Origin of the sequence: Maridesulfovibrio sp. (assembly GCF_963676065.1) — a bacterium.
Classification (GTDB): domain Bacteria; phylum Desulfobacterota; class Desulfovibrionia; order Desulfovibrionales; family Desulfovibrionaceae; genus Maridesulfovibrio.
Genome location: NZ_OY780933.1, coordinates 887,298 through 912,150, shown reverse-complemented (window position 1 = coordinate 912,150; position 24,853 = coordinate 887,298). Strand labels below are relative to the sequence as shown.

The 24,853-nt window shown below is 47.2% G+C and carries 22 protein-coding genes and 2 tRNA genes; 11 read left to right on the top strand and 13 right to left on the bottom strand.

Annotated elements, in window-relative coordinates; all coding sequences use genetic code 11:
• Window positions 1–131 precede the first annotated feature (131 nt).
• A complete protein-coding gene (locus ACKU35_RS04080) occupies window positions 132–1,418 on the bottom strand; it encodes a 4Fe-4S dicluster domain-containing protein (RefSeq protein ID WP_319763399.1) in 1,287 nt (428 codons plus the stop codon).
• A 10-nt stretch (window positions 1,419–1,428) separates the two neighbouring features.
• On the bottom strand, window positions 1,429–2,781 hold the full coding sequence (locus ACKU35_RS04075) for a PLP-dependent aminotransferase family protein (RefSeq protein ID WP_319763397.1): 1,353 nt from the start codon (window positions 2,779–2,781) through the stop codon (window positions 1,429–1,431).
• Between the two features lie 320 nt (window positions 2,782–3,101).
• Here ACKU35_RS04075 and ACKU35_RS04070 point away from each other — a divergent pair, with 320 nt between their 5' ends.
• The 3 genes from ACKU35_RS04070 (at window position 3,102) to ACKU35_RS04060 (ending at window position 4,884) form a co-directional block, all read left to right on the top strand.
• Window positions 3,102–3,692 carry a LysE family translocator gene (locus tag ACKU35_RS04070; protein ID WP_319763395.1) on the top strand — a complete coding sequence of 197 codons (591 nt, stop codon included), beginning with the start codon at window positions 3,102–3,104 and terminating at the stop codon, window positions 3,690–3,692.
• Between the two features lie 102 nt (window positions 3,693–3,794).
• On the top strand, window positions 3,795–4,670 hold the full coding sequence (locus tag ACKU35_RS04065) for an NAD(P)-dependent oxidoreductase (RefSeq protein ID WP_319763393.1): 876 nt from the start codon (window positions 3,795–3,797) through the stop codon (window positions 4,668–4,670).
• A gap of 138 nt (window positions 4,671–4,808) precedes the next feature.
• A tRNA-Phe gene (locus tag ACKU35_RS04060) sits at window positions 4,809–4,884 on the top strand.
• Between the two features lie 47 nt (window positions 4,885–4,931).
• Here the strand turns inward: ACKU35_RS04060 and ACKU35_RS04055 are convergent.
• Entirely contained in the window at window positions 4,932–5,411 is a 480-nt protein-coding gene (locus ACKU35_RS04055; protein WP_319763391.1) for an S-ribosylhomocysteine lyase, read from the bottom strand.
• Between the two features lie 110 nt (window positions 5,412–5,521).
• Window positions 5,522–6,217 (bottom strand): 5'-methylthioadenosine/S-adenosylhomocysteine nucleosidase, encoded by a 696-nt coding sequence (mtnN, locus tag ACKU35_RS04050; protein ID WP_319763389.1) that lies wholly within the window; start codon window positions 6,215–6,217, stop codon window positions 5,522–5,524.
• A 135-nt stretch (window positions 6,218–6,352) separates the two neighbouring features.
• Here mtnN and ACKU35_RS04045 point away from each other — a divergent pair, with 135 nt between their 5' ends.
• Window positions 6,353–7,327, top strand: coding sequence for a LysR family transcriptional regulator (locus ACKU35_RS04045; protein WP_319763387.1), 975 nt, complete (start codon window positions 6,353–6,355; stop codon window positions 7,325–7,327).
• A gap of 79 nt (window positions 7,328–7,406) precedes the next feature.
• Here the strand turns inward: ACKU35_RS04045 and ACKU35_RS04040 are convergent.
• From ACKU35_RS04040 to ACKU35_RS04030, 3 genes are all read right to left on the bottom strand, one after another.
• Window positions 7,407–7,482 (bottom strand) — tRNA-Phe (locus ACKU35_RS04040).
• 53 nt (window positions 7,483–7,535) lie between these two features.
• Entirely contained in the window at window positions 7,536–9,317 is a 1,782-nt protein-coding gene (locus ACKU35_RS04035; RefSeq protein WP_319763385.1) for an aldehyde ferredoxin oxidoreductase N-terminal domain-containing protein, read from the bottom strand.
• Window positions 9,317–9,736, bottom strand: a complete 420-nt coding sequence (locus ACKU35_RS04030; RefSeq protein WP_319763383.1) for a 4Fe-4S binding protein — start codon at window positions 9,734–9,736, stop codon at window positions 9,317–9,319. Before ACKU35_RS04030 ends, ACKU35_RS04035 begins: the two co-directional genes overlap by 1 nt.
• Window positions 9,737–9,972: 236 nt before the next feature.
• Between ACKU35_RS04030 and ACKU35_RS04025 the strand changes: the two genes are divergently transcribed.
• Window positions 9,973–10,242 (top strand): hypothetical protein, encoded by a 270-nt coding sequence (locus ACKU35_RS04025; protein ID WP_319763381.1) that lies wholly within the window; start codon window positions 9,973–9,975, stop codon window positions 10,240–10,242.
• Window positions 10,243–10,311: 69 nt separating this feature from the next.
• Here ACKU35_RS04025 and ACKU35_RS04020 read toward each other — a convergent pair whose 3' ends face one another.
• Together ACKU35_RS04020 and ACKU35_RS04015 are read right to left on the bottom strand one after the other, a co-directional pair.
• Window positions 10,312–11,235, bottom strand: coding sequence for an ACP S-malonyltransferase (locus tag ACKU35_RS04020; RefSeq protein ID WP_319763379.1), 924 nt, complete (start codon window positions 11,233–11,235; stop codon window positions 10,312–10,314).
• 146 nt (window positions 11,236–11,381) lie between these two features.
• Window positions 11,382–11,741 (bottom strand): response regulator, encoded by a 360-nt coding sequence (locus ACKU35_RS04015; RefSeq protein WP_319763378.1) that lies wholly within the window; start codon window positions 11,739–11,741, stop codon window positions 11,382–11,384.
• 419 nt (window positions 11,742–12,160) lie between these two features.
• On the opposite strand from ACKU35_RS04015, the gene ACKU35_RS04010 reads away from it, so the two are divergent.
• The 3 genes from ACKU35_RS04010 (at window position 12,161) to ACKU35_RS04000 (ending at window position 14,631) form a co-directional block, all read left to right on the top strand.
• Window positions 12,161–13,669 carry a sodium-dependent transporter gene (locus ACKU35_RS04010; protein ID WP_319763376.1) on the top strand — a complete coding sequence of 503 codons (1,509 nt, stop codon included), beginning with the start codon at window positions 12,161–12,163 and terminating at the stop codon, window positions 13,667–13,669.
• Window positions 13,670–13,671: 2 nt separating this feature from the next.
• Complete coding sequence (locus ACKU35_RS04005; protein ID WP_319763374.1) at window positions 13,672–13,767, top strand: methionine/alanine import family NSS transporter small subunit; 96 nt, start codon at window positions 13,672–13,674, stop codon at window positions 13,765–13,767.
• Window positions 13,768–14,121: 354 nt separating this feature from the next.
• The gene (locus tag ACKU35_RS04000; protein WP_319763372.1) at window positions 14,122–14,631 is read left to right on the top strand and encodes a nitroreductase family protein; all 510 of its coding nucleotides are present in this window, start codon (window positions 14,122–14,124) and stop codon (window positions 14,629–14,631) included.
• A gap of 20 nt (window positions 14,632–14,651) precedes the next feature.
• On the opposite strand, the gene ACKU35_RS03995 is transcribed toward ACKU35_RS04000, so the two are convergent.
• Both ACKU35_RS03995 and ACKU35_RS03990 read right to left on the bottom strand, forming a co-directional pair.
• Window positions 14,652–15,338: a dienelactone hydrolase family protein gene (locus ACKU35_RS03995; RefSeq protein WP_319763370.1), complete on the bottom strand. Its 687-nt coding sequence runs from the start codon at window positions 15,336–15,338 to the stop codon at window positions 14,652–14,654.
• Window positions 15,339–15,377: 39 nt separating this feature from the next.
• Entirely contained in the window at window positions 15,378–16,328 is a 951-nt protein-coding gene (locus tag ACKU35_RS03990) for a cation diffusion facilitator family transporter (RefSeq protein ID WP_319763368.1), read from the bottom strand.
• A 402-nt stretch (window positions 16,329–16,730) separates the two neighbouring features.
• On the opposite strand from ACKU35_RS03990, the gene sstT reads away from it, so the two are divergent.
• The 3 genes from sstT (at window position 16,731) to ACKU35_RS03975 (ending at window position 21,894) form a co-directional block, all read left to right on the top strand.
• A complete protein-coding gene (gene sstT / locus ACKU35_RS03985; protein WP_319763366.1) occupies window positions 16,731–17,972 on the top strand; it encodes a serine/threonine transporter SstT in 1,242 nt (413 codons plus the stop codon).
• A 346-nt stretch (window positions 17,973–18,318) separates the two neighbouring features.
• On the top strand, window positions 18,319–21,195 hold the full coding sequence (locus ACKU35_RS03980) for a DEAD/DEAH box helicase (RefSeq protein WP_407944195.1): 2,877 nt from the start codon (window positions 18,319–18,321) through the stop codon (window positions 21,193–21,195).
• A gap of 45 nt (window positions 21,196–21,240) precedes the next feature.
• Window positions 21,241–21,894 (top strand): toxin-antitoxin system YwqK family antitoxin, encoded by a 654-nt coding sequence (locus ACKU35_RS03975; protein WP_319763364.1) that lies wholly within the window; start codon window positions 21,241–21,243, stop codon window positions 21,892–21,894.
• A gap of 49 nt (window positions 21,895–21,943) precedes the next feature.
• On the opposite strand, the gene ACKU35_RS03970 is transcribed toward ACKU35_RS03975, so the two are convergent.
• The gene (locus ACKU35_RS03970) at window positions 21,944–23,317 is read right to left on the bottom strand and encodes a sigma-54 dependent transcriptional regulator (RefSeq protein ID WP_319763362.1); all 1,374 of its coding nucleotides are present in this window, start codon (window positions 23,315–23,317) and stop codon (window positions 21,944–21,946) included.
• Between the two features lie 3 nt (window positions 23,318–23,320).
• Window positions 23,321–24,754: an ATP-binding protein gene (locus ACKU35_RS03965; RefSeq protein WP_319763360.1), complete on the bottom strand. Its 1,434-nt coding sequence runs from the start codon at window positions 24,752–24,754 to the stop codon at window positions 23,321–23,323.
• Window positions 24,755–24,853 lie beyond the last annotated feature (99 nt).

Below are 24,853 nucleotides of genomic sequence, written 5' to 3'. Positions count from 1 at the left end.
ACAGAAGTAGAAACATGAGTAACAGGCCGGAGTTAAAAGCTGAGGACAATAATAACATAATACACCCTGACAGCAACCACTAAAGTTACGGACAGGGCACAGTAAGAAGAAAATGAACAAATACAGTTCAATCAGGAAGAAGCTTTACGCAATGCGCTTAAAAAACGGGAGCGCAGCAGGTCGCCCATCAAGCCTTTTTTTACAGGGGAAAGTTTCAGAAAGCCGCCGAGCAGTGAACGCATAAAGTCCTCGCTGCGGCTGTTTGGATTGTCGAAGATAAGATTCTGCAGGGTGCCGCGTTCAAGGGATTGAAGGATAACCCGCTCAAAGCTGTCTTCGGGATGGATAACCCGTTGCTCGCGCTTATCCATCTGCACGGCTCCAGTGGGACATTTGAGAGCGCAAACACCGCAGCCAAGGCAGATGTCATTATTAATTTCAGCAAAACGGATCGGTTTACCGTCTGCGGAAGCATCTCTTTTATGAATAGTGATCGCATCGACAGGACAAGCCCGCGCGCACTTCCCGCAACCGTTGCATTCCGCCAGCTCAATTGCAGCAATGAAGGTGGAGGAAACAACAATGCCCGGATATCCGGAATATTTAATACCGTTCATCAAATTGCAACAGCATCCACAGCAGTGGCAGAGAAATCCCGCATTTTCGCGGACATTATCGGTGGTCAGAGTAAAGCCCATTTCACGTGAGCGGGCCATGATATCGTCCATTTCAGAACGGGAAATCTCACGGGCGAAATTATTGCGAATTAGAAAATCAGCTGCTTCTCCCATGGAGGTACAGGTCTCAAGGTCAATACCGCATTTCTGCTCCCCGAGATGCATTTTCTCGTGCCGACACGAACAAAGGCCGACTGCGAATCGATCATGCTGATCCACCAGAGCGGACGCTTTTTCGTAATCGAGCACCTCCACATGATCCACATTTCGGATAGTCCCTTCGTGAGGCAGGGCGCGCATGATCGAAATCTGTTCATTGTTTCCATAATTAGCTTCAAAAAAAGACTTATCCGAAAACATATAATTACTGAACAGTTCTGCCCATTTTGCAGAATTCAGCTCACCCTTGGTGCGCATCATCGAGAATTCAAAAAAGCCTATAACAAAGGGGCTGATCATATATAGATAATGGTCCTGCTCCCAAAGATCACAAACCAGACCTTTATGGCACATGGATTCGAGCATGGGACGCAGCTCCCCTTCATCCATACCGGTCAATTTTGAAATTCGCTCAAGTGAAGAGGGGCGGTAAGGCATGCGTACAATAAGCTCCGCTTCCGCTGGAGAGTAAAGGGCCTTGAGCATTTCACGCATGGAATCAGACCACGGCATGCGCACAGTTGTCCCGTCCACCTTGTCACCCAATTGCCGGTATATATCCTTTCCTATTATGTGTCCCATGACTTAATATTTACAACAACTCTTTCAGAATCCCAAGCCCTTTGCGCAACTCCTCAATATCCTTGGGACCGCTCAGAGAAAGCCGAATATTAGCCGGCACCGGACCGCCGCCGACGGAAAATTTTTCAGCACCGAAAAGATTAACTCCCTCTTCTCGCGCCCGGGACTCAATCATATATCCCTTCCATGGGTCAGGTAGTGAAAGCCAAAGAAAGAAACCAGTTGGATTAACACCCAACCCCATTCCGGCCAATAGATCCTTGACCGCCTCTAACCGATGTTGTGCGGCCTGCCGCTTGAGCTTTACGGTTATATCCGCTGTCCCGTCCTTTATCCACTGGCAAAGCAATTCTGCATTGAGGGGCGGAGTCATCCATACAGAATTTAAAATGGCATGAGCCAGCAGTTTGAACCTCTCACCATGAGCAACCATAAACGCCACCCGCAGCCCGACAGCAATAGATTTGGAAACTCCGGCAATGAAGACGCTCCTTTCCGGAGCGAAAGATGTAACCGGTGGTAAATCGCTTTCCACCGTAAGAGCGTAAGCATCATCTTCTATTATGGTCAGATCATGATTACAGGCGATCATAGCTATCTGCTCCCGCCTATCCAGCGGCATACAGACCGAAGTGGGATTCTGCACTCCGGGCATGAGTGAGACCCCGTTTATCTTTTCCCGGCGGCAGATTCGTTCCAGCTGTTCGGGAATCATCCCCTGATCATCCATTGGAACAGGTACCAGCCTGATCCCAAGCATAGACGCGAGAGTTTTCATTCCGGGATATATCAAAGCGTCTGTGGCAATGCGGTCGCCCGAACGAAAAAGACCGCCCAGACAACATGTGAGGGCATGCTGCGCTCCTGAACATACCAAAACATGCCCGGCAGTCGTCTCCAGCCGGTATCTTTTAGCCCACTGCGCGCCAACTTCGCGATGCTCCGGCAGCCCCTGCGGATCGGTGTAACGCAAAAAGGCATTCAGATTTCGGCGGCGGGTCAGCATCTTCATTCCAGCCTGAATGTCCGGGTCAAGATCGTAAAAAGTATTGACCATGCCCAGCTCGATCATTCCCGGCGCATGCGGCTCAAATGTAACCATTGATGATGACGTGATCGCGTCTGAAGCCACGAATGTCCCTCGTCCCACGGTTCCGCAGACAAGCCCCCTTTTTTCAGCCTCGGCGTAACCTCGGGTCACCGTGCTCACGTTCATCTTCAGATCATCAGCAAGATCACGATGAGTAGGCAGCTTATCCCCGGGACTCAGTTTCCCGGCATAAACATCACGCTCGATCGCATCGGCCAGTCGTCTGAATTTAGCCCGTGTTCCATCTTCCAATTCAGGTATCCATTTTGTCATGCATACAATATTTCATTTGACTGCACACAATGTCAAGAATATGAACACAATTAAGCAGCATCAAGCACACAATCATTATAAAGCTGCTTACCAACCACGTCCAGTGGGTCCCATACAGGGCGTTGCTAAGACAACGCCCTAAATTCTTAAACTTAACCCCAGCTAACCAGACTATTTAGTGAAGTATAACAACTGGTTTTGGGAATTCATAAACAACTTTGGCATAAGTCAGCAGTAAAGCAGACTGAGCGTTTCCTTGAAGGTAACAAGCCACATCAAACAGCGGTACAAATAGAGTTAAACCGCCAGAGGTAATTGAAATGCAAGAAAATTTTTGGGCCTTCCTTATATTTGTCATCGTAATGACCGGAACCCCCGGTCCGGGCAACATAGCATCCATGGCCCTTGGTCAGGCTGTGGGGTTCAAACGTTCCATCCCCTTTCTTTCCGGCGTAATCCTCGGCGGTTTGGCCATGGACTTTCTGGCTGCTTTGGGGCTTGCGCAATTATTTCTGGCTTATCCGCAGGTCTCTGCCGTCCTAAAGATAGGCGGCTTGATCTATATTCTTTATCTTGCATGGAAGGTACTGAATATGCAGGCTAATTCATCAGGAGAACCGAAAGCGTTCAAATTTGTGGAAGGCCTGATTCTGCATCCGCTGAATCCCAAACATTATGCCATGTCAGTTTCGGCATTCGCACAATTTGCCAATCCCGGAGCAAACAATTTCACGGAAATCCTGATTTTCGTTGGGACATTCACCTGCTGCGGAGCCCTTTTTCATTCATTGTGGTGTGTTACCGGAGAATCCTTCATGAAAATGCTGCGCTCACCGTTAGTTCGCCATACAGTAAATATCTCAATGGTTGTACTGATGGTAGGAGCAACCGCTTACGCTCTTTATAAGTAAGTCTAAAACAATACTCGTATTTACGTACTGATCACCAGTATGGTATTTATTTCCGGCATTAAGTTTTTTTTGAAAACCCAATTCACGATGAGGATTAATTTCATGAGTAAAAAAATAGGATGGATCGGAACAGGTGTAATGGGTTCTTCCATGTGCATGCACCTACTTAAAGACGGTAACGAAGCATATGTATACAACCGCACAAAATCAAAAGCAGACCAGCTGGTTGCAAAAGGTGCAACATGGTGCGACTCCCCGGCAGAAGTAGCCAAGAATGCGGACATCATTTTTACCATTGTGGGCTATCCCTCAGACGTGGAACAGACTATTCTCGGTGAAAACGGAGTACTGGCAAATGCTGATTCCGGAAAAATTATCGTGGATATGACCACCTCCGAGCCGGCCCTTGCAGAGCGCATTGCCAAAGAGGCTGCCGCTAAAGGAGTTGAAGCTCTGGACGCACCTGTTTCCGGCGGCGACCTCGGAGCACGTAACGGAACTCTAGCTATCATGGTCGGCGGAGAGAAAAAAACTTTCGACGCGATAACCCCGCTATTTGACGTGATGGGCAGCAACATACAGCTCATGGGCAAGGCTGGTGCAGGTCAGCACACCAAAATGTGCAACCAAATCCTCATCGCCGGAACAATGATCGGGGTGGTAGAATCCCTGCTCTATGCCTACAAGGCGGGTATGAATCTCAATGAAGTTATCGATGTAATCGGCTCCGGTGCTGCCGGATCATGGTCCATCAACAATCTTGGCCGTCGCATTGCAGATGATGATTTCAATCCCGGTTTTTTCATTAAGCACTTTGTAAAGGATATGGGCATAGCTCTCGATGAAGCGAAACGCATGAACCTTTCCCTGCCTGGTCTGGCTTTGGTTAACCAGTTCTACATTTCAGCCATGGCACTTGGCTACGAAGAGCTTGGCACTCAGGCCCTGTACAAGGTACTGGAAAAGATGAATGGGTAAAGTAAAGATAAGGTGCGCTGCCGCGTTTTTATTGAATAGATATTACCCGGCGGGCACTTAGCGTGGATAAGACTTGTTTTAATCAGCAAATAATTGTTGACTTCGTTTTACGATCTGCGTAGAAATCGTTTTTCCGGCGCCGAGGTAGCTCAGTCGGTAGAGCAGGGGACTGAAAATCCCCGTGTCGGCAGTTCAATTCTGTCCCTCGGCACCACATGCTTAGAATAGCCGTTACAACCAAGTTGTAACGGCTTTTTCTTTTTATTCAGGGTAATTAAGATTTTCTTCCGCGATCCCATCCAGAACTTCCGCGAAATATCTCGCGGCTTCCCGCTTTGCGCCGGACAAATCCATAAGTGTATAGTTTCCGCATTCAACAGCTGAAGCTCCGGGAACATCACCTTCAAAATCGGCAGCAAACCGGAATAGCTCACGGATCAATCCCACAATATCCCTTGCTTCATACCTGCCGTTAAGCAGCAGGTAAAAGCCGGTAAGACAACCCATGGGTCCAAAATAAATTATTTTATCGCCAAATTCTGCATGGTTGCGCAGAAAAGTAGCCCCGATATGCTCCAAAGTATGTGCTACAGCAGAATCAAGAGCAGGCTCATTGTTTGGCTCTTTCATTCTGAGATCAAAAGTGGTGACATTTTCGGCCCCGATCCCATCACGACGGGAGACGTAAATTCCACGTTTCAATTTAGTATGATCTATCTTAAAACTCTCTATTTTATTCATGTATTCCTCGTAAACAAGCAGCGAAGCTTATTAAAATTTTTTGAAGAGTCCAGAGAAACTTTTTCCAAAAACTTTCTCTGACCGCCGATTCATCAAAAGCGCAAAACGCATCACAACTCATTCAGCATAGCCAAAACCATGCGTACTGAATTAGCAGCAGCTTTTTCCATACTGGACTCATAGACCGAACTGCTTCCGTCCTCATGCACTTTATCTGAGATGGAGCGGATCAGTATAAAAGGGACGTTAAACAAAAATCCGGTCTGCGCGATGGCAGCCCCTTCCATTTCCACAGCCATTACATCTGGAAACCTCTGCTCGATCTGCGAAATCTGCTGCGGAGTGTGGACAAATGAATCACCGGATAATACCGGTCCCCGATGCACGCTGATCGCATCCTCGTTGATCCATGCTTTTTCCGCCAGACCAAGTAAAAGCTTATCAGCCTGATATGCGGCTGGCATCTGCGGAATCTGACCCATTTCATAATCAAAAATAGTAGCATCGGCATCGTAATGACGTACTTCAGATGAAAGCACGATGTCGCCCACTTTTATATTACCGGGAAATGCTCCGGCCACTCCGGTATTTATAAGATAGTCCGGCTTGAATTTATCCAGTAGCAGTGTTGCGCCCACCGCGGCGTTGACTTTACCTATTCCGCATAGAAACAAGGCAACTTCCACGCCGTTAATGCGTCCGGTATAATAAATAAACTGTCCGAATGTTTCCGTACTTTGTTCATCCAGTTTGTTGACCAGCAATGCCAGTTCCTCTTTCATTGCGGCGATAATTCCTATTTTCAAATCAATCTTCCTTTTATCTGTTCTGAAAAAGCCTAATTGGCCCTTCAATGCTTGATAGATAAACACTGCCAGTGTAATTAGTAAAATTAATAGTTCTACTACTTTTAATTAATAAAACTAACTAAAGGCCGGAACATGCTCCCCGATCTCAACAGACTGAAAGTTTTCTTCCACATTTTTAATGAACAAAGCAGCACTGAAGCCGCAAAAAAGCTGCACATAACCCAATCCGGGGTCAGTCAGCATTTGAAAAAGCTGGAAGATGAATTGCAGACGGAACTTTTCACGAGGGTGAACCGAAAACTGGTGCCTACAGCGTCCGGCATTAAATTATTCGGCATTGTGAAAAGTTTTATGGATGAACTTGAGCAGGGAGTCAGAAGTATTAATGAAGTCTCGCAGACCCCATCAGGACCGTTACGCATAGGTGCGCCCACTGAATTCGGGAAAATTTACCTGCCGCCGATCTTCGGATCATTCCGGCGTAAATATCCGTCAGTGACCATGCATCTGGAACTGGATGAACCAAGAGTTCTATTCTCCAAGATTTCCAGCGGCGAGCTTGATTTCGCATACATCGACATCCTGCCGTTTTTCATGGACACACCGGGCGGAAACGCAGCCTACTCCATCGAACCGGTCGTACGCGAAGAATTCGTAATGGTCTGCTCAAATGAATACTACCGGGCCAAGGTGAACGGCACGGATTATCACAAACTGAAATCTTTGGATTTTATCGGATATAAAGAAGACATCGCCCTGTACCGCAGCTGGTTCAAGCTGCATTACGGACGCGATCCGCAACAGCTGAACCTCATATTCATCGCGGACAGTTCCGAGGCCATTGTTTCGGCGGTTAAGGCTGGGCTGGGCGCGGGAATAACAGTGAGCCACCTGATGAACAGGGAAATGGCAACAGGAGAAATAATTGCTATTAGCCCGGATGAAAAAAAATTGCGGAACACCATCGCCTGTGTGCAATTCAAATCCAAAAAAATGAGTATCACCGAAGCGGAATTTCAGAAGCATTTCCGAATGGAGCTGATGAAGAATTATGCCAAACTTGAAGTCGACAGCCCAGAGACAATCGAAACATTGCCGATTAAATAATGCGGCTTACGCTGCCATGCTCAGCACACAACGAAAAAGCCCTCATGATTTCTCATGAGGGCTATTCTTAACAACTTAGTGGTGCCGAGGGACAGAATTGAACTGCCGACACGGGGATTTTCAGTCCCCTGCTCTACCGACTGAGCTACCTCGGCGCCGCTGAGGAGAGATTACTAACCAAACAGGAATGACTTGGCAAGTACTTTTTTTAATTTTTATCATTTTTTTTCAGATCAAGCCTCTCCAAAGCCTCATCTGAAACCAAATTTCGAATCCTACGGCCATACTCATTTTTTAAATTTTCCAGATACTGCGGGTCTGTTTTACCCTTCCATGTCGTGATCTCATTATATCTTTTAGGAATTTTAATCTTATCCGGGTCATAGCCGGTGGCAAATCTTATCTTCCAGCGCATGGCACGGACCCTCTCACCAATAACATCCATATTTTCAGCTATTTCATCATAACCTACAGACTTAAGGCACTCGGCAAGAACATCATCTTTGTAAACCCCGCGGCCGAACAGGCAGGAAACCATGGAAGTCAAAAACGCCCGTCCGGTCTCATCGTTGATCAGGAAATCGCAGACTTCATCAGCGTCTTTGGCATCATTTTTCTGGTCCCATGAATAGCCCCCGGAATCCAGGTGGGAGTGACGGAAACCGAGACCTTCTGCCACGTAAAAGGTTTCTCCAGTTGCATAGCCGGCCATTTCCTGTCCCAAAACACAGGCAAAATCTTCGCCGCCGAATTTTGCGGCCGCCACCAGCGACCCTTTAGCCAGCGCGGCATAGAATTCATTTTCAGCCCTGCTGAGATACTGCACGGCCTTCTTGTAGTTCTCAGCATCTCCGAAAGCGAGCGGCACAATTGTTTGATCCTCACTGACCAGACCTTTCTCAAAAGCCTCGGTAGCCCATGCGAGAGCCACCCCGCCGGACATGACATCAAGCCCGCCTTTTTCCACCTCATCCATTATACCCAGCACCTGAAAAGCGTCGGAAACCCCGAGCATGGAACCGGTGGAAAAAATCGGCTCGTAATCATAAGCCACCTGCCGGTATAGATACTGGTTATCTTCCATGAATTTCTCGCGCACGAAACCGATGTGGATACAACCCACCGGACATCCGGCACAGGCCGCGTTACGCAGCAGGGTATCGTCGGCGAATTTCTTACCGGTAATCCCGGTGATTTCTTCGTCCTTAGTGGCCTGCAAATTACGCCACGGCAGTGATTTAAGTTCATTGAGAGCATCAAGATTCGCTGCGGTACCAAGATTGTGATACTTGCTCATCATGTCGGTATCGGTCATCTTCGCATAGACCTGCTGGTAAATTTTGGAATATTCCTTATTTTCCGGCAGCGCGAATGAACCGTCCCCCTGAATCACAATCCCCTTAAGATTCTTGGAACCCATGACCGCACCAGATCCCAGCCGCCCGAAATGGCGGTAGGTATCGGCATTGATGCAGGCCATAGCCGAAAGTTTCTCTCCTGCCGGGCCGATACGCAGAATGGATCTGTGACCGGAACCGGGAAACATAGAGCGCAGAATCTTTCCGGTACTGAAAACATCCTTTCCGGCCAGAAACTGAACATCCTTCACTTCCAGATGTTTCATCCCAAGGGAAAGACATGATAAACGCGGCGCCCTTCCGGTAATGACCAGCGCGTCGTAGTCTGCAAAACGGATAGCCAGCGCAGAGCGACCACCCGCATGACTTTCGGCAAACTGATCGTGATATGGAGATTTAAAAGAACAGACGGTTTTGCTCATGAGCGGAAACAAACCGGTCAAAGGACCGATGGAAAATATGAGCGGCTGATCAGGATCATCCCACGGGCGGTCAACATAACCGTACTTTTCAAAAAGCAAAGCCCCGAGTCCGCTTCCTCCTGCAAATTCATTACGGCCTTCGACCTTGGCCACTTTCCCTTTGCCGCTGCCTAAATCAACTACGAGGACCCTAAAATAATCACGTATCATTATGAGTCCCTCCTCTGATCGGACTCGACCAGCTCCAGACATTCGTGGGGGCAGAATTCAACGCACCTGCCGCAATGAATACAAACATATGGCCGGTCTTTAAGATCGAGATAAATGGCATCCACCGGACAGGACCCGGCGCATTTTCCGCAACGAATACAAAGGTCTCTTTTGTGTATGACCCCGCCGCCTTTCTTCCTTTCTTTCATGGCCCCGGTCGGACAGACTTCCGCACAGGGGGCCGGAGAACAGGCCAGACAAACCTTGGCTACGAATCCTGTAGAAAGACCTCCGGAAGACGCAATCCTTATCCCCGCTGTATTCCACGACAGTAATTTATGCACCAACCGGGCACAGGCAAAAGAACAGGAATGGCAACCTATGCAACGCTCCATACGTGAAGCTGTTAATATTTTCATATCTTCTCCTAATGTTCTGAAATAGCAGAACTGATCAAAAACATTTTTTAATGTAAATTTGATTGCGGGTATAATTTTAACACGATGAAAGACATATACAAATTGAATTCAAGCTACCATACAAGATAAAAATCAGGCTGAGTAAATTGACAGTCGCTATTTAAGGTTTATATTTAATATATGTAGCATTAAAGTATTTGATTAAAAATCGTTAACATAAAAGCTGGAGGGGAACTATGAGACTTAACGACTCCCAAATCCGGCAGATGGTCATAGATCTGTACCCGGAAATCGAAAGATTTAACATCGACATGTCCACCGAGTTCAATGAGAACATGGATGCATGGGTAATAACTCTTGAAAACGGTTCTGATTCACTGTCCACCCACATGGACTCTTCATACGTAAGCAGCTGCTTTGACCGAAATAATTGCGTTTACTTCACCAACCAGATGATGAATGTGATCGACAATTACTGCCTTGAAAGCGGAAGCTGCTCAATGTAACAGCACATTAAAAAAGGACCAGTCTTTTCAGGCTGGTCCTTTTTTATACTAATGTACGTATTTATTAAACTATTTGAGGGCGTCAGCCTGCTCCAGATTGCCGATGCCTTTTCCTTCATATTCCCTGCCCTTGAAGTTCGCCACCAACAGCTTGGTCAGCACACCTTTGGGACCGAGTTCAAGAAAATTACGCGCTCCCGCATCATACTGGTTGGACAGGATTTCGATCCATCGCACAGATGAAGTCATCTGTGAACTCATGATTTTGCGTATCGCGTCAGGATTGGATTCGGCGGCGGCTGTTACGTTAAAATAAACCGGAAAAGCAGGCGTATTCCAATCCAGCTTGCCGAGATAAGCGGCAAATTCATCGGCGGCTTCCTGAATGAGCGGACTATGAAATGCACCGCTGACAGGAAGAGGAATGGAACGGCCTTTCTTTTCTTTAATCACGGTTCCAGCTGCTTCGATGGCAGCTTTTTCACCGCTGATCACGTACTGAGCCGGGGAATTGTAGTTTGCTACACGCAATTCCTTGCCTGACTCGGAAGCTCCGAATTCAACAGCTTCCTCAACTGCGGACTGATCCAGCTTGAGCACTGCCGCCATGCCGTGATCATCATTGGCGACCTGAGACATGAGCTTACCGCGCAGGGAAACCGCCTTAATGGTATCTTCCACGGAAAGAATACCGGAAGCGCCGAGGGATGCGAATTCCCCGAGACTGTGTCCCGCTGTTGCAGCGGGCTTGAGGCTGTCCTTCAGATAAGCCCAGATGGAAAGGTTTACCACAGTCAGTCCCGGCTGAAGGGCATCGGTCTTAGCCATATCAGCCGCATCACCTTCCCAGTATATTTCGCGCAAAGGCAGACCGGACTCGGCTTCGGCAAACTTCCACATATCCATAGCAGTGGACCATTTTTCAGCAATATCACGGCCCATACCGGATTCCTGAGAACCCTGACCGGGGAAAAGTATAGATAAATCAGACATATAAAATACTCCTTACTCTACTACCGGACCTTTCCGGCTATATATAATGAAAAAACAGGATGTACATTCACGCAAAAAAACTGCCTTTAAAAAGCAGATTTAACACGCTAATTCAAGCTCAAATTAAAATACACCTGCGTATTTTTCTAACCCCCAAGAACAGCAGCGACCTTGGCCTCCAGCTCTTCTTTATCGATCGGCTTGACGCAATATTCGTTTGCACCGTGTTTAAGTGATTCACGGGCGGTCTCAAGAGTCGGGTATCCGGTAAGCATAATAGCCCTCAGCTCCGGCAGGATTTTTTTCATCTCTTCCAGAACCTCCACCCCGGTCATTTTCTTGAGCTTAATATCCAGAATAGCCAGCTCAACCCCGCTGCCATCCAGGAATGCCAGAGCCTCCTCCTCTTCGGAAAAGACACTAACCTCATGCCCCTTGCGCTCCAATATCCGCTTGAGGAGTATGCCTGCGTCCACAACATCATCAAGAACAAGAATATGTGCCATAACGACTCCTTAAATTTAGCTGGCAAAGCATAATATCAACATTGGTTTTAGTCGAGAACTCTATTTTGTTGGTCATTTTTATTTCATGCAGAGCATTTGCTCTTCCAGCACTTCGCAGTAAAATTTTTTTTAATAATAACTCTCATAATGCATATTAAGTTTTCTCAATACGAAAAATACTTATACAAAAATTTCATTTTGCTAATTTATGCGTTCAAGATATACATAATAACACTATGACCACACCTAGTTTTGGTTTTTTTTGAAATAATCTGCTGCCGAATTTGATGGACAATAACAAAAATGTATTCTATGCGATATGCTCAATTGTGCGTTTAGTGCATTTTACATACATTTTTTGCTGATTCAGCAAAATGGTTGCTGCTTTAGCTGGTTTTTTCTTAAGGAGTTCAGAAAACATGCAAAAAAGAGAAACTTGGGGTTCCCGTTCCGGCTTTATTCTTGCCGCCGTGGGCTCTGCAATCGGGCTGGGTAACATCTGGCGTTTTCCATATATGGTATATGAAAACGGCGGTGGTGCTTTCCTTATCCCTTACTTTGTAGCAATGCTTGCTGCTGGTATCCCCTTCATGATCCTTGAATTCGGTCTAGGCCAGAAATTCAAGGGTTCCGCGCCAAAAATTTTCTCATCCATTTCCAAAAAATGGGAATGGCTTGGCTGGTGGCAGGTTGTGGTTTCATTCATCATTGCCTCATACTATGTAGTAGTTATCGCATGGGCGATGAACTACGTAGGCCTTGCATTCACCCAGGGCTGGGGGGCTGCGCCTAAGGATTTCTTCTTCGGAAGCTTCCTCGGCCTGACCGATTCCCCCATGAATATGGGTAATGTACAGGGTTCAATATTCCTTGCAACAGCCGCAGCATGGGCATTCACTTTCATTGCTCTGTTCACCGGCGTAAAATCCGGTATTGAAAGGGTCAATAAAGTATTCATGCCCCTTCTCTTCCTGCTTGTGTTTATCTTCATCGGCAGAGGACTTATGCTTCCCGGAGCTATGGAAGGCCTGAACTGGCTCTTCAAACCTGATTTCACCGCTATTATGGACGGTAAAGTCTGGGCTGATGCATTCGGCCAGATCTTCTTCAGTCTTTCTATCGGGTTCGGCATCATGCTTTCATACTCCAGCTATCTGCCCAAAGAATCAGACATCAACAACAACGCCTGCATGACTGTATTCATCAACTGCGGATTCAGCATAATCTCCGGTATCATGATCTTCAGCGTGCTCGGCTACATGGCTCATCAGCAGGGAGTTCCCATCAGTGAAGTTGCCGGTGCGGGTGTAGGCCTTGCCTTCGTCACCCTGCCCACCGCAATCAACCTGATGCCCGCACCTGTTTTCTTCGGTGTGCTTTTCTTCCTGGCACTTGTTGTTGCCGGCCTTTCCTCCATGATCTCCATCAACGAAGTTATCACTTCCGCAATTATTGATAAATTCGGTCTTTCCCGTAAAAAAGCCGTTGCTATCTGCTGCAGCCTTGGCTTTATCGTCAGCATTGTTTTCACCACCGGTGGAGGACTCCTGCTGCTCGATATTGTTGACCATTTTGTCAATAACTTCGGCATTCTTATTGGCGGGTTTATTGAAATCGTATTTGTCGCATGGTTCTGTAACCTCGATCAAATGCGCGCTCACGTAAACAAAACCTCCGAAATTACTGTTGGTTTCTTGTGGATGAACAGCCTGCGTTTCGTTGTACCGGCCATGCTTGGTTTCATGATCGTCACCAACTTTATCGGCGACATCTCCAAGAACTACGGTGGATACTCAAACACAGCTATTATCTCATTCGGCTGGGCTATCATAGCCGTCTGTCTCGCTTTCGGCTTTATGCTTTCCAGCAAAGCCGGTGCGTTCGCAGAAGTTTCTTCCATCAACCGTGACTTCCTCAAAAGGAGATAAAAATGACAACCAGCGCAATCATTATGATGCTCTTCGGACTCGTTATCACCTGGGGTGGAGCAATCACCTGCTTTCGTATTGCTTTTAAAAACAAATAGCGATTCAGGCTAAATAAAAATAAAGAAAGGGTGTGCTACAAATGTAGCACACCCTTTCTTATTGGAAAGAAGATGGCGATGCCGATCGGTTAGCGAGGGAGGAGAACGGCACCGCCAAGGGGTTGGACTGCAAAACAACCAAAAGTATTCCAGACCAAATCAGGGGTGTGATTATGAATAGAATATAACATTATAAACTTTAATCAAGCACTATTTTAATTAAACTATGTTCCTTAAAATATTCTACCGTGAGTAAGTCTATTAAATCATCATACAAAATGATGATCCGCTTTTATTTATATCTGTGATACACAAAAACATTCTAAAATTAATTTTTTAAAGGAGATAATTACAATGGATGTATTGGAAGCGATTCATTCCCGTAGAAGCATCAGAAAGTACGAAGACAAACCCGTTTCAGAAGAAACAATAAAAGAGCTGCTCGGGGCGGCCATGATGGCTCCAAGCGCAGGAAACGCGCAACCGTGGCAGTTTATTGTTGTTGATGACCGTGAAAAGTTGGATGCGATTCCGGCAATCAATCAGTACGCAGCCATGGTTAAAAACGCTCCGCTGGGCATCCTTGTCTGCGGTGATCTCAGCCTCGAAAAATATGCAGGATATTGGGTACAGGATTGCTCCGCAGCCATTCAGAACCTGCTGCTGGCTGTTCATGCAAAAGGACTGGGAGCCGTCTGGACCGGAATCCATCCTATCAAAGAAAGGGTTGAGGGCTATACGAAGCTGTTCAACCTGCCTGAACAGGTCATCCCGCTCGGTTTCATGGTCATCGGCCACCCCGCACAGGAATCAAAGAAAAAAGACCGCTACAAAGAAGAAAGGGTTCACCGCAACAGCTGGTAGGATTCAGTTTATAGAAATTTTCAAAGAACCCCGGTATTCAGGTGCCGGGGTTTTCCGTTCTCCAACCAATTCAGAATCTTCTTCCATATTTCATCAGCAAGCCGGGCATCAAAACATTCAGCTTCAGGATTAATAAAACCGTGCCGCGCATTGTCCAAAAGGTGAAGTTCATAATCCACCTCGGCGGAATACGCCTCTTTTTCAAACATGCGCAGATGTTGTTCAGGTACTACGGGATCGTCTTTTATGTGAATGACCAGTAACGGGCATTTAACATCTCCTGAAGATGCCGGATTGCTGGTATCCAGGTAGCCGTAAACCGATGCAACTCCTTGCAGCTGAACTCCGGTGCGGGCCAGTTCCAATGCCGCCCCGCCGCCAAATGAAAAGCCCAGAGCATAAATACATGATAAATCTACTTCCGGATGACTGTAGAGCACATCAAGACAAGCCCTAGCCCGTTTTCGCATAAGCAGCCTGTCATTGCGGTAAATACGGTGAGTGCTGCGTGCCTCGTCTGTATTGGAAGGGCGGTTACGCAGTCCGTAAAAATCCGCTGCCAGCACCGCATATCCAAATGCGGCGAGGCGTTTCGCATGGTTTATAACTGTTTCATTCAATCCGGTGTATTCATGGAAAAGCAAAACCGCCGGAAACGGACCTTTCCCATCAGGTAGCAACAGAATACTTTCAAGTTCTGTATTCAAATGAATATGATGAATTTTTCGCTGACTCGGCATATAAAATTATTCAACGTCTCCAAGCTTTTCATTAAGCCTGATCATGGAGCCGCACAGTCCGCCTGTCTCCTCGCAATCATAGGACGCAGCATCTTCTTTGGGTTCAACATGAATGGTAACGTGGCAGTTCCTTAAATCAGATTTGATACACTCTTCAATCTCAGTACATAAATCATGTGAAGCGGTGATAGTCGAATCTCCGGGCAGCAGCAGATGAAAATCAACAAACCGCTGCGAACCGGCCTTACGGGTCCGCAAACCGTGATAAAGCACCTCCTCTCCACCGCAACTGCGGATGGCCGCATCAATTATCACAAGCTCTTCTTGCGGCAGATTATTATCCATGAGTCCGGAATAGGATTTCCTGATCAGAGAAAATCCGGTGAAAACAATATTACCAGCCATGATCATGGCGATAAGCGGATCAATAAACGCCCATGAAGGAGGAGTGAAAAGCATTACCCCCAGCCCGGCCACCAAACCAACCGAAGTCCAAACATCAGTAAGCAGATGTTTCGCGTCCGCCTCAAGTATTATTGAATCATGAACTTCGGCACCTTTGAGCATAATCCTCGCGGTCACAAAATTCACCACAGACGAAAGCAGGGCAATCCCAAGCCCCAGACCAAGGTTATGCGGAACTTCCGGGCTCATGAATCTTTCCATCGAAGCGTAAACAATACCTACGGCAGCTATGAGGATAAGCATGCCCTCCGCACCGCTGGAAAAATACTCCGCCTTACCATGCCCGTAGGCATGTTTTTCATCAGCAGGCTTCAGAGCCAGAGTCAGCGTGGCAAGAGCAAAGAGAGCTGCTGATAAATTGACCAGCGTTTCCAATGCATCGGAAAGCAATCCAACTGAATCAGTAACATACCAGGCCCATGTTTTCAGGATCATGGTGATTATAGAGGCCGCAATTGAGTAGTAAATATACTTGCGTGGTGATTCTGACATGCTTCTTTCCATATTCTAAAGTTCAAATTTCATATTTTTAGAAAAGATATATGACCGTACAGCAATTTTCAAATATTTAAGTTTTCATTAAAAAAACAGCCTATTATTAATCATATCGCAAAAACAAACATTTTTTTTACGACATTGTTCGATAAATTCATAATGCACTATTTGGTCAACCGTTCATTTTTGGCATTTAAATTTGTAACGATACAATAGTAACTCATTGTTACGCAACTATCTATGTTTGTGTTTTGCTTATTGTTTTTTTACTAAATGCGAAAAAAACATAGGTCAAAATTAACCAATAGCTTGTTTTCAACAAAATTGTTGACAATATTCATAACCTTTACCTATGACGATAGCCGTCTAGCATAATTTTTTTAAACACGGGGGATAAATATGACTCAGAATTCAAACATCTTTAAGCGCATTGCATCAGGCAGTCTGGTAGTACAGATCATGGTCGGCATTGCAGCAGGTATTGCGCTGGCAACTTTCGCACCTGAAGCTGCAAAATCAATCAGTCTGCTGGGAAGCCTCTTCGTCAAAGCGCTGAAAGCAGTTGCACCTATTCTGGTTTTCGTTATTGTTGCGGCATCCATCGCCAACCAGAAAAAAGGCACGCATACCAACATGCGCTCCATTATTTCCCTTTACCTGATCGGCACTTTCATGGCTGCACTGGTTGCGGTTACCATGAGTTTCCTGATGCCTACCACCCTTACCCTTGTTGCAACTGATACCAGTGCAACTCCTCCCGGCGGCATTGCAGAAGTTCTGAACACCCTGCTTTTCAAAATCGTGGATAACCCGGTCAACGCCCTCTCCACCGGTAACTTTATCGGTATCCTCGCATGGGCGCTCGCACTCGGTTTCTTTTTCCAGAATGCAAATGATGCCACCAAAAAAGTACTGTCCGACCTTTCCGACGGCGTTTCCGGAATCGTTAAGCTGGTTATCCGCTTCGCACCTCTCGGTATCTTCGGACTTGTTTCCAATACCATCGCCACCACCGGCTTTTCCGCTCTGGCGGGTTACAGCCACCTGATCATGGTTCTGCTCATCTCCATGGGTTCCATCGCCTTGATCATCAATCCTGCGATCGTATGGTTCAAGACCAGACGCAACCCCTATCCCCTCGTTTTCACCTGCCTGCGTGAAAGCGGTATTACCGCATTTTTCACCCGCAGTTCCGCAGCGAACATTCCGGTGAATATGGAACTGTGTGAGAAACTCGACCTGCACGAAGACACATATTCCGTATCCATTCCGCTGGGCGCTACCATCAATATGGGCGGCGCGGCAGTAACCATCACCGTTATGACTCTCGCTGCCGTACACACCCTCGGTATTCAGGTGGATATCGCCACCGCCCTGCTGCTCAGCCTGATCGCCTCCGTATCAGCCTGCGGCGCTTCCGGAGTTGCCGGCGGTTCTCTCCTGCTTATCCCTCTGGCATGCTCCCTCTTCGGTGTTCCCAATGAAATCTCCATGCAGGTTGTTGCTGCCGGTTTCATTGTCGGAGTAATTCAGGACTCCGCCGAAACCGCATTGAACAGCTCCACCGATGTTCTCTTCACCGCTGCTGCCGACATCGCAGCTAAAAACGCTGAAGCTACCGGTGAAACCGTTAAGGCATAAATCAATGCCTCCGGCGACTTAAAACCTTTTATTAAGGATTCGCCGTTTCGCATTCACAAATCAAAAGGACCGTGTGTTTATACGCACGGTCCTTTTTTCTTGACGAATTGAATTTACGATATGACTCTAGCTTCCTGAACCAAATAACAACCAAACTAAATTATATCTATTTAACCCAATAGGGATTCCAAAGGCCTGTAGCCGTTAGTTAAGAAGCTTCGCTTCGAGGTTTACGGATACTGAGAGCGGAGCGGCTTAGTCCCTTTGGCCGTGGGCTAAATGCTATCGATCAAAAACGCGATAGCGCATCAAAACCAGCCCCCGGCATGGCCTCCGGAGACATAACTTGCACAATCCTGACAAAATACAAGAATACATTAACGCCCTGCTCGCTTCACCTACCATGGGTGATCAGGTAGTTCATCACCGAACCATGGACGGAAAAGATCCATCCTACGGCGAACCGCGCCGCCCTTTTTCTCCCTCGGTAAATTCCGTGCTTGGATTCAGGAATATTGAGCAGCTGTATTCGCATCAGGCCGAAGCAACCGATTACGCCCGTGCTGGACGCAACGTAGTTGTCGCGACCCCCACCGCCAGCGGAAAGACCCTGACCTACAACCTGCCTGTGCTGGAACAATGCCTGCGTGATCCTGACGCGCATGCCCTTTACCTTTTCCCGCTGAAAGCTCTGGCGCAGGACCAGCTCAAAACCTTTAATGAAATGGCCGCCCTGCTTCCGGAACACGCCCGTCCTGAAGCCGCCATCTACGACGGGGATACAACCCCTTACAAGCGCAAAAAAATCCGTGACAATCCGCCGGCAGTAATCCTGACCAATCCTGAAATGCTGCATTTATCCATGCTGCCATATCATGAAAGATGGTCACCTTTTCTGGCCGGACTGACCCACATTGTTGTCGATGAGGTTCATACCTATCGTGGTGTGATGGGTTCCCACATGGCCATGGTTTTCCGCAGACTGCTACGCATATGCAAATTTTACGGAGCCAACCCCTCATTTATCTTTTCTTCCGCCACAGTAGGCAACCCGGCGGAACTCTGCCACGACCTGACCGGATTGGAAGTAAGTCAGATAACTGAATCCGGCGCAGCCAGCGGTAAACGCAATTACATTTTTTTCAACCCGGTAGTATCGCCATACAGCGCGGCTATTCAGCTCCTTAAAGCCGGACTAGCGCGAGGTTTACGGACCATCGTTTATACCCAGTCACGCAAAATGACTGAGCTTATCGCCATGTGGGTTAATGAAAAGGCCGGTGAATACAAGGACCGCATCAGTGCTTACCGGGCCGGTTTTCTTCCTGAGGAACGCCGCGAAATAGAAGAGAAAATGTCTTCCGGGGAATTACTGGCCGTAATATCAACCAGCGCACTTGAGCTGGGCATCGATATAGGCGGGCTCGATATCTGCATCATGGTGGGCTATCCCGGTTCAGTCATGGCCACCCTGCAGCGGGGAGGACGTGTTGGACGCAGCCAGCGGGAATCCGCGGTAATTCTCGTCGGACAGGAAGATGCACTTGACCAGTATTTCATGCGCCACCCTGACGATTTCTTTTCCCGGCCCGCGGAGAACGCGGTTCTCAATCCCTACAATCCGGTGATAATGCAGCGTCATCTTGTTTGTGCGGCTGCGGAGCTCACCTTGCGGGACAACGATTATCTGCTCCGCGACGATGAGATAAAAAAACGGGTTACGGAGCTCGAGCAGGAAGGTGTGCTGCTGCGTAACAAACGCGGGGACGAAATCTATTCCACCCGCAAGAGACCCCACCGTGAGGTTTCCCTGCGCGGAGCCGGATCTACCCTGCACATAGAAGATGCCGCCAGCGGCGCGACCATCGGCACCATCGACGAAGTACGGGCCTACAGCGAAGCGCACGAGGGCGCTGTTTATATCCACCGCGGCTCGACTTACTGCATTAAAGAACTCGACCTCGGGGCCAAAAAAATAAGGGCAGCGCAGGAACGTGTCGGCTATTATACCCGTGCCCGAAAAAATAAATCTACGGAAATACTGGAAATTTATTCTCAGAAAAAGATCTTCGGGATTGTCATGCGCTTTGGCAGGCTGCGGGTAACAGAACAGGTAACCGGATACGAAAAAAGGGCCGTTAAGGGCGGAAAAATGCTTGGAATCGTACCTCTGGACATGCCTCCGGTGGTATTTGAAACCCAGGGTCTGTGGATGGAAATTTCACCGGAGATAAAACGCAGGGCCGAAGATGATTTCATTCACTTCATGGGCGGCATTCATGCGGTGGAGCATGCGGCAATCGGCATCCTCCCCCTTCTGGTACTGACCGACCGCAACGATCTCGGCGGGATCTCAACACCGATGCATGAGCAGGTGGATGGTCCGGCTGTCTTTATCTATGACGGCATTCCCGGCGGAGCGGGACTGACCATGCAGGCATTTGAACAGGCCGAAGAACTCCTTGAGAGGACCTTGCAGATTATTGTAGACTGCGAATGCGAACTGGGCTGCCCGACCTGCGTGCATTCTCCAAAATGCGGTTCCGGCAACAGACCAATCGACAAGGCCGCGGCTATCTACATTCTTAACAATATGATTACCGGGCAGCCACCGGAAAAAATTGAGGATTTATCTATGGTACTGGTACCCTTCGGCGAAGAAGCAAAAAAGGAACAAATACCCGAGGAACCCAAAAATTTCGGAGTTCTCGATGTTGAAACACGCCGCTCGGCACAGGATGTCGGTGGCTGGAATAAAGCCGAGCGCATGGGCATATCCATTGCCGTGCTCTATGATTCCACTGAAGACAAATATTATGAATACGAAGAAGAACAGATCCCGGAAATGATGGAGCGGGTCCAAAAACTGGACCTGATTATCGGCTTCAACATCGAACGTTTCGACTACAAGGTTCTTTCCGGAATACACCCGTTCAATTACAAGGGGCTACCGACTCTGGACCTGCTGATTAAAGTCCACGAGCGTCTGGGTTACCGCCTTAAGCTGGATAATATAGCTCAGGCAACCCTTGATTCAGCTAAAAGTGCGGACGGATTACAGGCCCTTGAATGGTGGAAGGAAGGGCGTCTGGACCTGATCACCGAATACTGCAAACAGGATGTGGCCGTCACTAAAGATGTATACCTGTTTGGCAAAAAGAACGGATACGTGTTATTTACTAATAAAGAGAAAAAGAAAGTACGCTTGCCAGTCAGTTGGTAACCAGAGGCTAAAAATAAAGGCTACCTGAAAGAACTGGAGAAATATATGCTCAAAAAGTTGTCCATATTGATTATGGCCCTGTTTTTATTTCTGCTTTCCGCATGTGGACAGCAGGAGGCAACTTTCTACGAGCTTAGTTTTGAGCAGGACAAAATACTTCTTATTGATGACAATGAGCCTTTCAGCGGTATTTACGCCGAGTATTATGACTCTGAACACAAGTTTCCCAAGAGCATGATCACGGTAAAGGACGGGGTAATGGAAGGCGAATTCTACCACTATTACCCAGACGGAAAACTGCGTGAAAAAGGCACCAACCGTAACGGCATGTATTACGGTTACCACACTCTTTACTGGAAAAACGGCAACATAAAGCAGAAGTTCTTCATCAACCGGGACAAGTCCGGCTATAATTACGAATACTATGAGAATGGAAAGCTGCGGGAAATGCTCCACTACAACGCAAAGGCCCAGCTGGACGGCAAGTCTTTCACCTTCTATCCTAACGGCAGAGTTCGGGATGAAATGAATTACCGCAACGGTGAGCGGGAAGGCTTATTCATAACAAAGGACAAATCAGGATTTCTGGTCAAGATCTTCGAGTACCGTGACAACGCCCTGCAGGCCCCGGCACGCAAACACGATCTTTCGGATCACGAACGGTTCTCAGCCACTAACACTATGTATTATCATTTTTAATTAAGCTTACAATTCCCTTCGGCGGATTTAAACCGCCGGAGGCATCTTTTTACTTTCCGCTAATTTTATACTTCTTCAATTTATACTGCAAAAGACTCTTGGAGATACCGAGCATTTCAGCGGCATCAACCTTGACGAAATTACTGGCAACCAGCGCTCTACGCACCAGCGTTGCTTCGATCTTATCAAGTGTATCTGCAAGATTAAGCTTAGGGGGCAGCAGGTCTACTGCGCTCTTGAACTGTGCTTCCTCATCCTTGATCTCAGCAGGCAGGTCCACTGTATCAATTACAGTTCCGGATGTAAGAACAACACAACGTTCCACAACATTCTGTAACTGGCGCACGTTTCCGGGCCATTCATAGGCAGTCATGTAATCCATTGCTGAAGGTGAGAAACCTTCAAATTTCTTGTTATTTTCAGCAGAATAAGTGGCGAGAAAATGATCGACCAGAAAAGGGATATCCTCACGCCGTTCACGTAGGGGAGGCATTTCGATGCTGACTACGTTCAGACGGTAGTATAGATCTTCACGAAATTCGCCTTTTTCCACAGCTTCCTTGAGATTTTTATTGGTAGCGGCAACGATACGGATGTCAACTTTAATGGATTCACCCCCGCCGACACGCTCGATAGTCCTTTCCTGCAACGCACGCAGCAGCTTAACCTGCATGTCGTGCGATATTTCTCCTATCTCATCAAGAAAAAGAGTCCCGTGATCAGCAGCTTCAAAACGGCCTCTTTTACGGGCAACAGCCCCGGTAAATGAACCTTTCTCATGACCGAAAAGTTCACTTTCAAGAACCCCGGTATTAAAGGCCATGCAGTTTACCGAGACAAACGGCTTATCACAGCGCGGTGATGCCTGATGGATAGCCTGAGCTACCAACTCCTTACCGGTACCGGATTCACCGGTAACAAGCACGGTGGAGTTTCCCGGGGCAGCCTTGCTGATCATATCGAAGACCTGCATCATGGGCTTCGAGCGGCCGATGATATTACTGGGGGAGTAACGGTCTTTGATCTGTTCCCGCAGTTGTTTATTTTCCTGCTGCGCTTTGGCGAACTGGGCAGCCTTGGTAACAGAAAGAAGCAGTTCTTCGTTGGCAAAAGGCTTTGTAATGTAATCAAAGGCCCCGATTTTCATAGCTTCGACAGCTGATTCAATGGACCCGAACGCTGTCATGATAATTACCGGAATATGCGGAAAATTCTTTTTCACATGTTCCAGCACATCCTGCCCGGTAAGCTTGGGCATTTTCATATCGGTGATGATCATATCAACTTCGGATTCATCAAGGTAGGCCAGCCCTGTTTCCGGATCGGAAAGGGCGGTGATGGTGTAACCTTCGTCCGAAAGCATTGCTTCCAGAATGAGCAGGTAGTTTTGCTCGTCATCCAGTATGAGAATATTTGCAGGCATTTTCTAGCAGTCTTTCTTTTCAGGTAAAAATATTTCCAAACGCGCCCCGCCTTCAGGATTATTTCCGATGCGCAGCTTTCCGTTATGGCTTTCCACAATATTGGTCACAATAGCAAGCCCAAGCCCCGTTCCATTATCTTTGGTCGTAAAAAACGGGTCTTTGACCTTTTCAATAATACCTTCCGGGAATCCCGAACCGGAATCGGAAACAACAACATTGATTCCGCCTTCTGTCTCATCGATGAAAACAGAAATATATCCATCACCTTCCACCGCTTGTATGGCATTGCCGATGAGATTGTAAAAAGCCCTGTAGAGCAGATCCGAATCAGCACAGACCTGATATCCGTGTACGTAGTTACAGCGCAATTCAATATTGCTTTCCCGGCATTTTGATTCAAGGAACATATAAATTTTATCCAGCAGATCAGCAGGATCAAGCGCGCTCATGGCTATCTTACGCGGTCTTGCATAATCAAGAAAATCGCTCACTGTCCGGCTTAGCCGCTTTGTTTCCTCATGAATGGCACCAAGTATTTTTACATTGGTCTGATCGCCGTCCTTCATCCTTTTAAGTAATAATTCCGAACTTGAGCGGATAATACCGAGCGGATTGCGAATCTCATGAGCCACACCGGAAACCATACGTCCGATACTGGCCAGTTTTTCACTTTGGTTCAGCTCTTTTTCAAACTGTCTGCGGTCCTGCATGCGCTGTTCATTTACAATATCAGCACGTCTGATGATGGCCATGATCGTGGCGAAAAGAATCAAAGCGGAAAAACTTGATGTAAAAAGAATCAAACGTTCAAAATTGATAACGGACTGGTAATCTTCCGTAATATCCTGCGTCAATTCCATCACACCCATGATTACATTTTCATCGATATTCAGGCTTTTTTCTGAACGCAGGGGATAAACAATCTTAAGCTGCATCGTGCCCGGGCGCATGTGAAAATCAAATATGAGCGCCAATGTGGATTTCTTACTGATGAACTCATAGCGGGGCTTTCCGGTATCCAGAACCTGCTTGATAAATTCCCCCGCAAGATCAGCCTTGCCTATCTTATCAGTATCCGTGGAATACGAAACAGTGAGCTCAGGATCATAAACACGGACTTCATTAACCTTAAAACTATGCACCGTGGAACGCACCACCTGATCAAGACGGTCCATCTGTTCTTTATTTTTCAAACCGATGCGCCCGTAGCCGATTAGTGTAGGCAGGATAAAACGACGGTAAATCTGGTGATTCAGGTTTTCAGCCTGCAGCAGGGCAAATTCCTTCTGTTTTTCAAGCAGAGTTTCATCTGCATGCTTGGCCAGAAAAACAGAAAGACCCAGACTGCTGGCAATAATAACTATCAGCAGAGTCCATGAAAGAAGTTTAACAAGCTGAAATGATTTAACTTGCAAATCTTGATGTTCTGATTCCAAAAAAATGCCTCCGGCGTCCCCTTCGGGGGACCAGAGAAACTCTTTTTAAAAAGTTTCTCTAGACTATTCAAAAATTTTAATCGGTATAATTGAGTAATA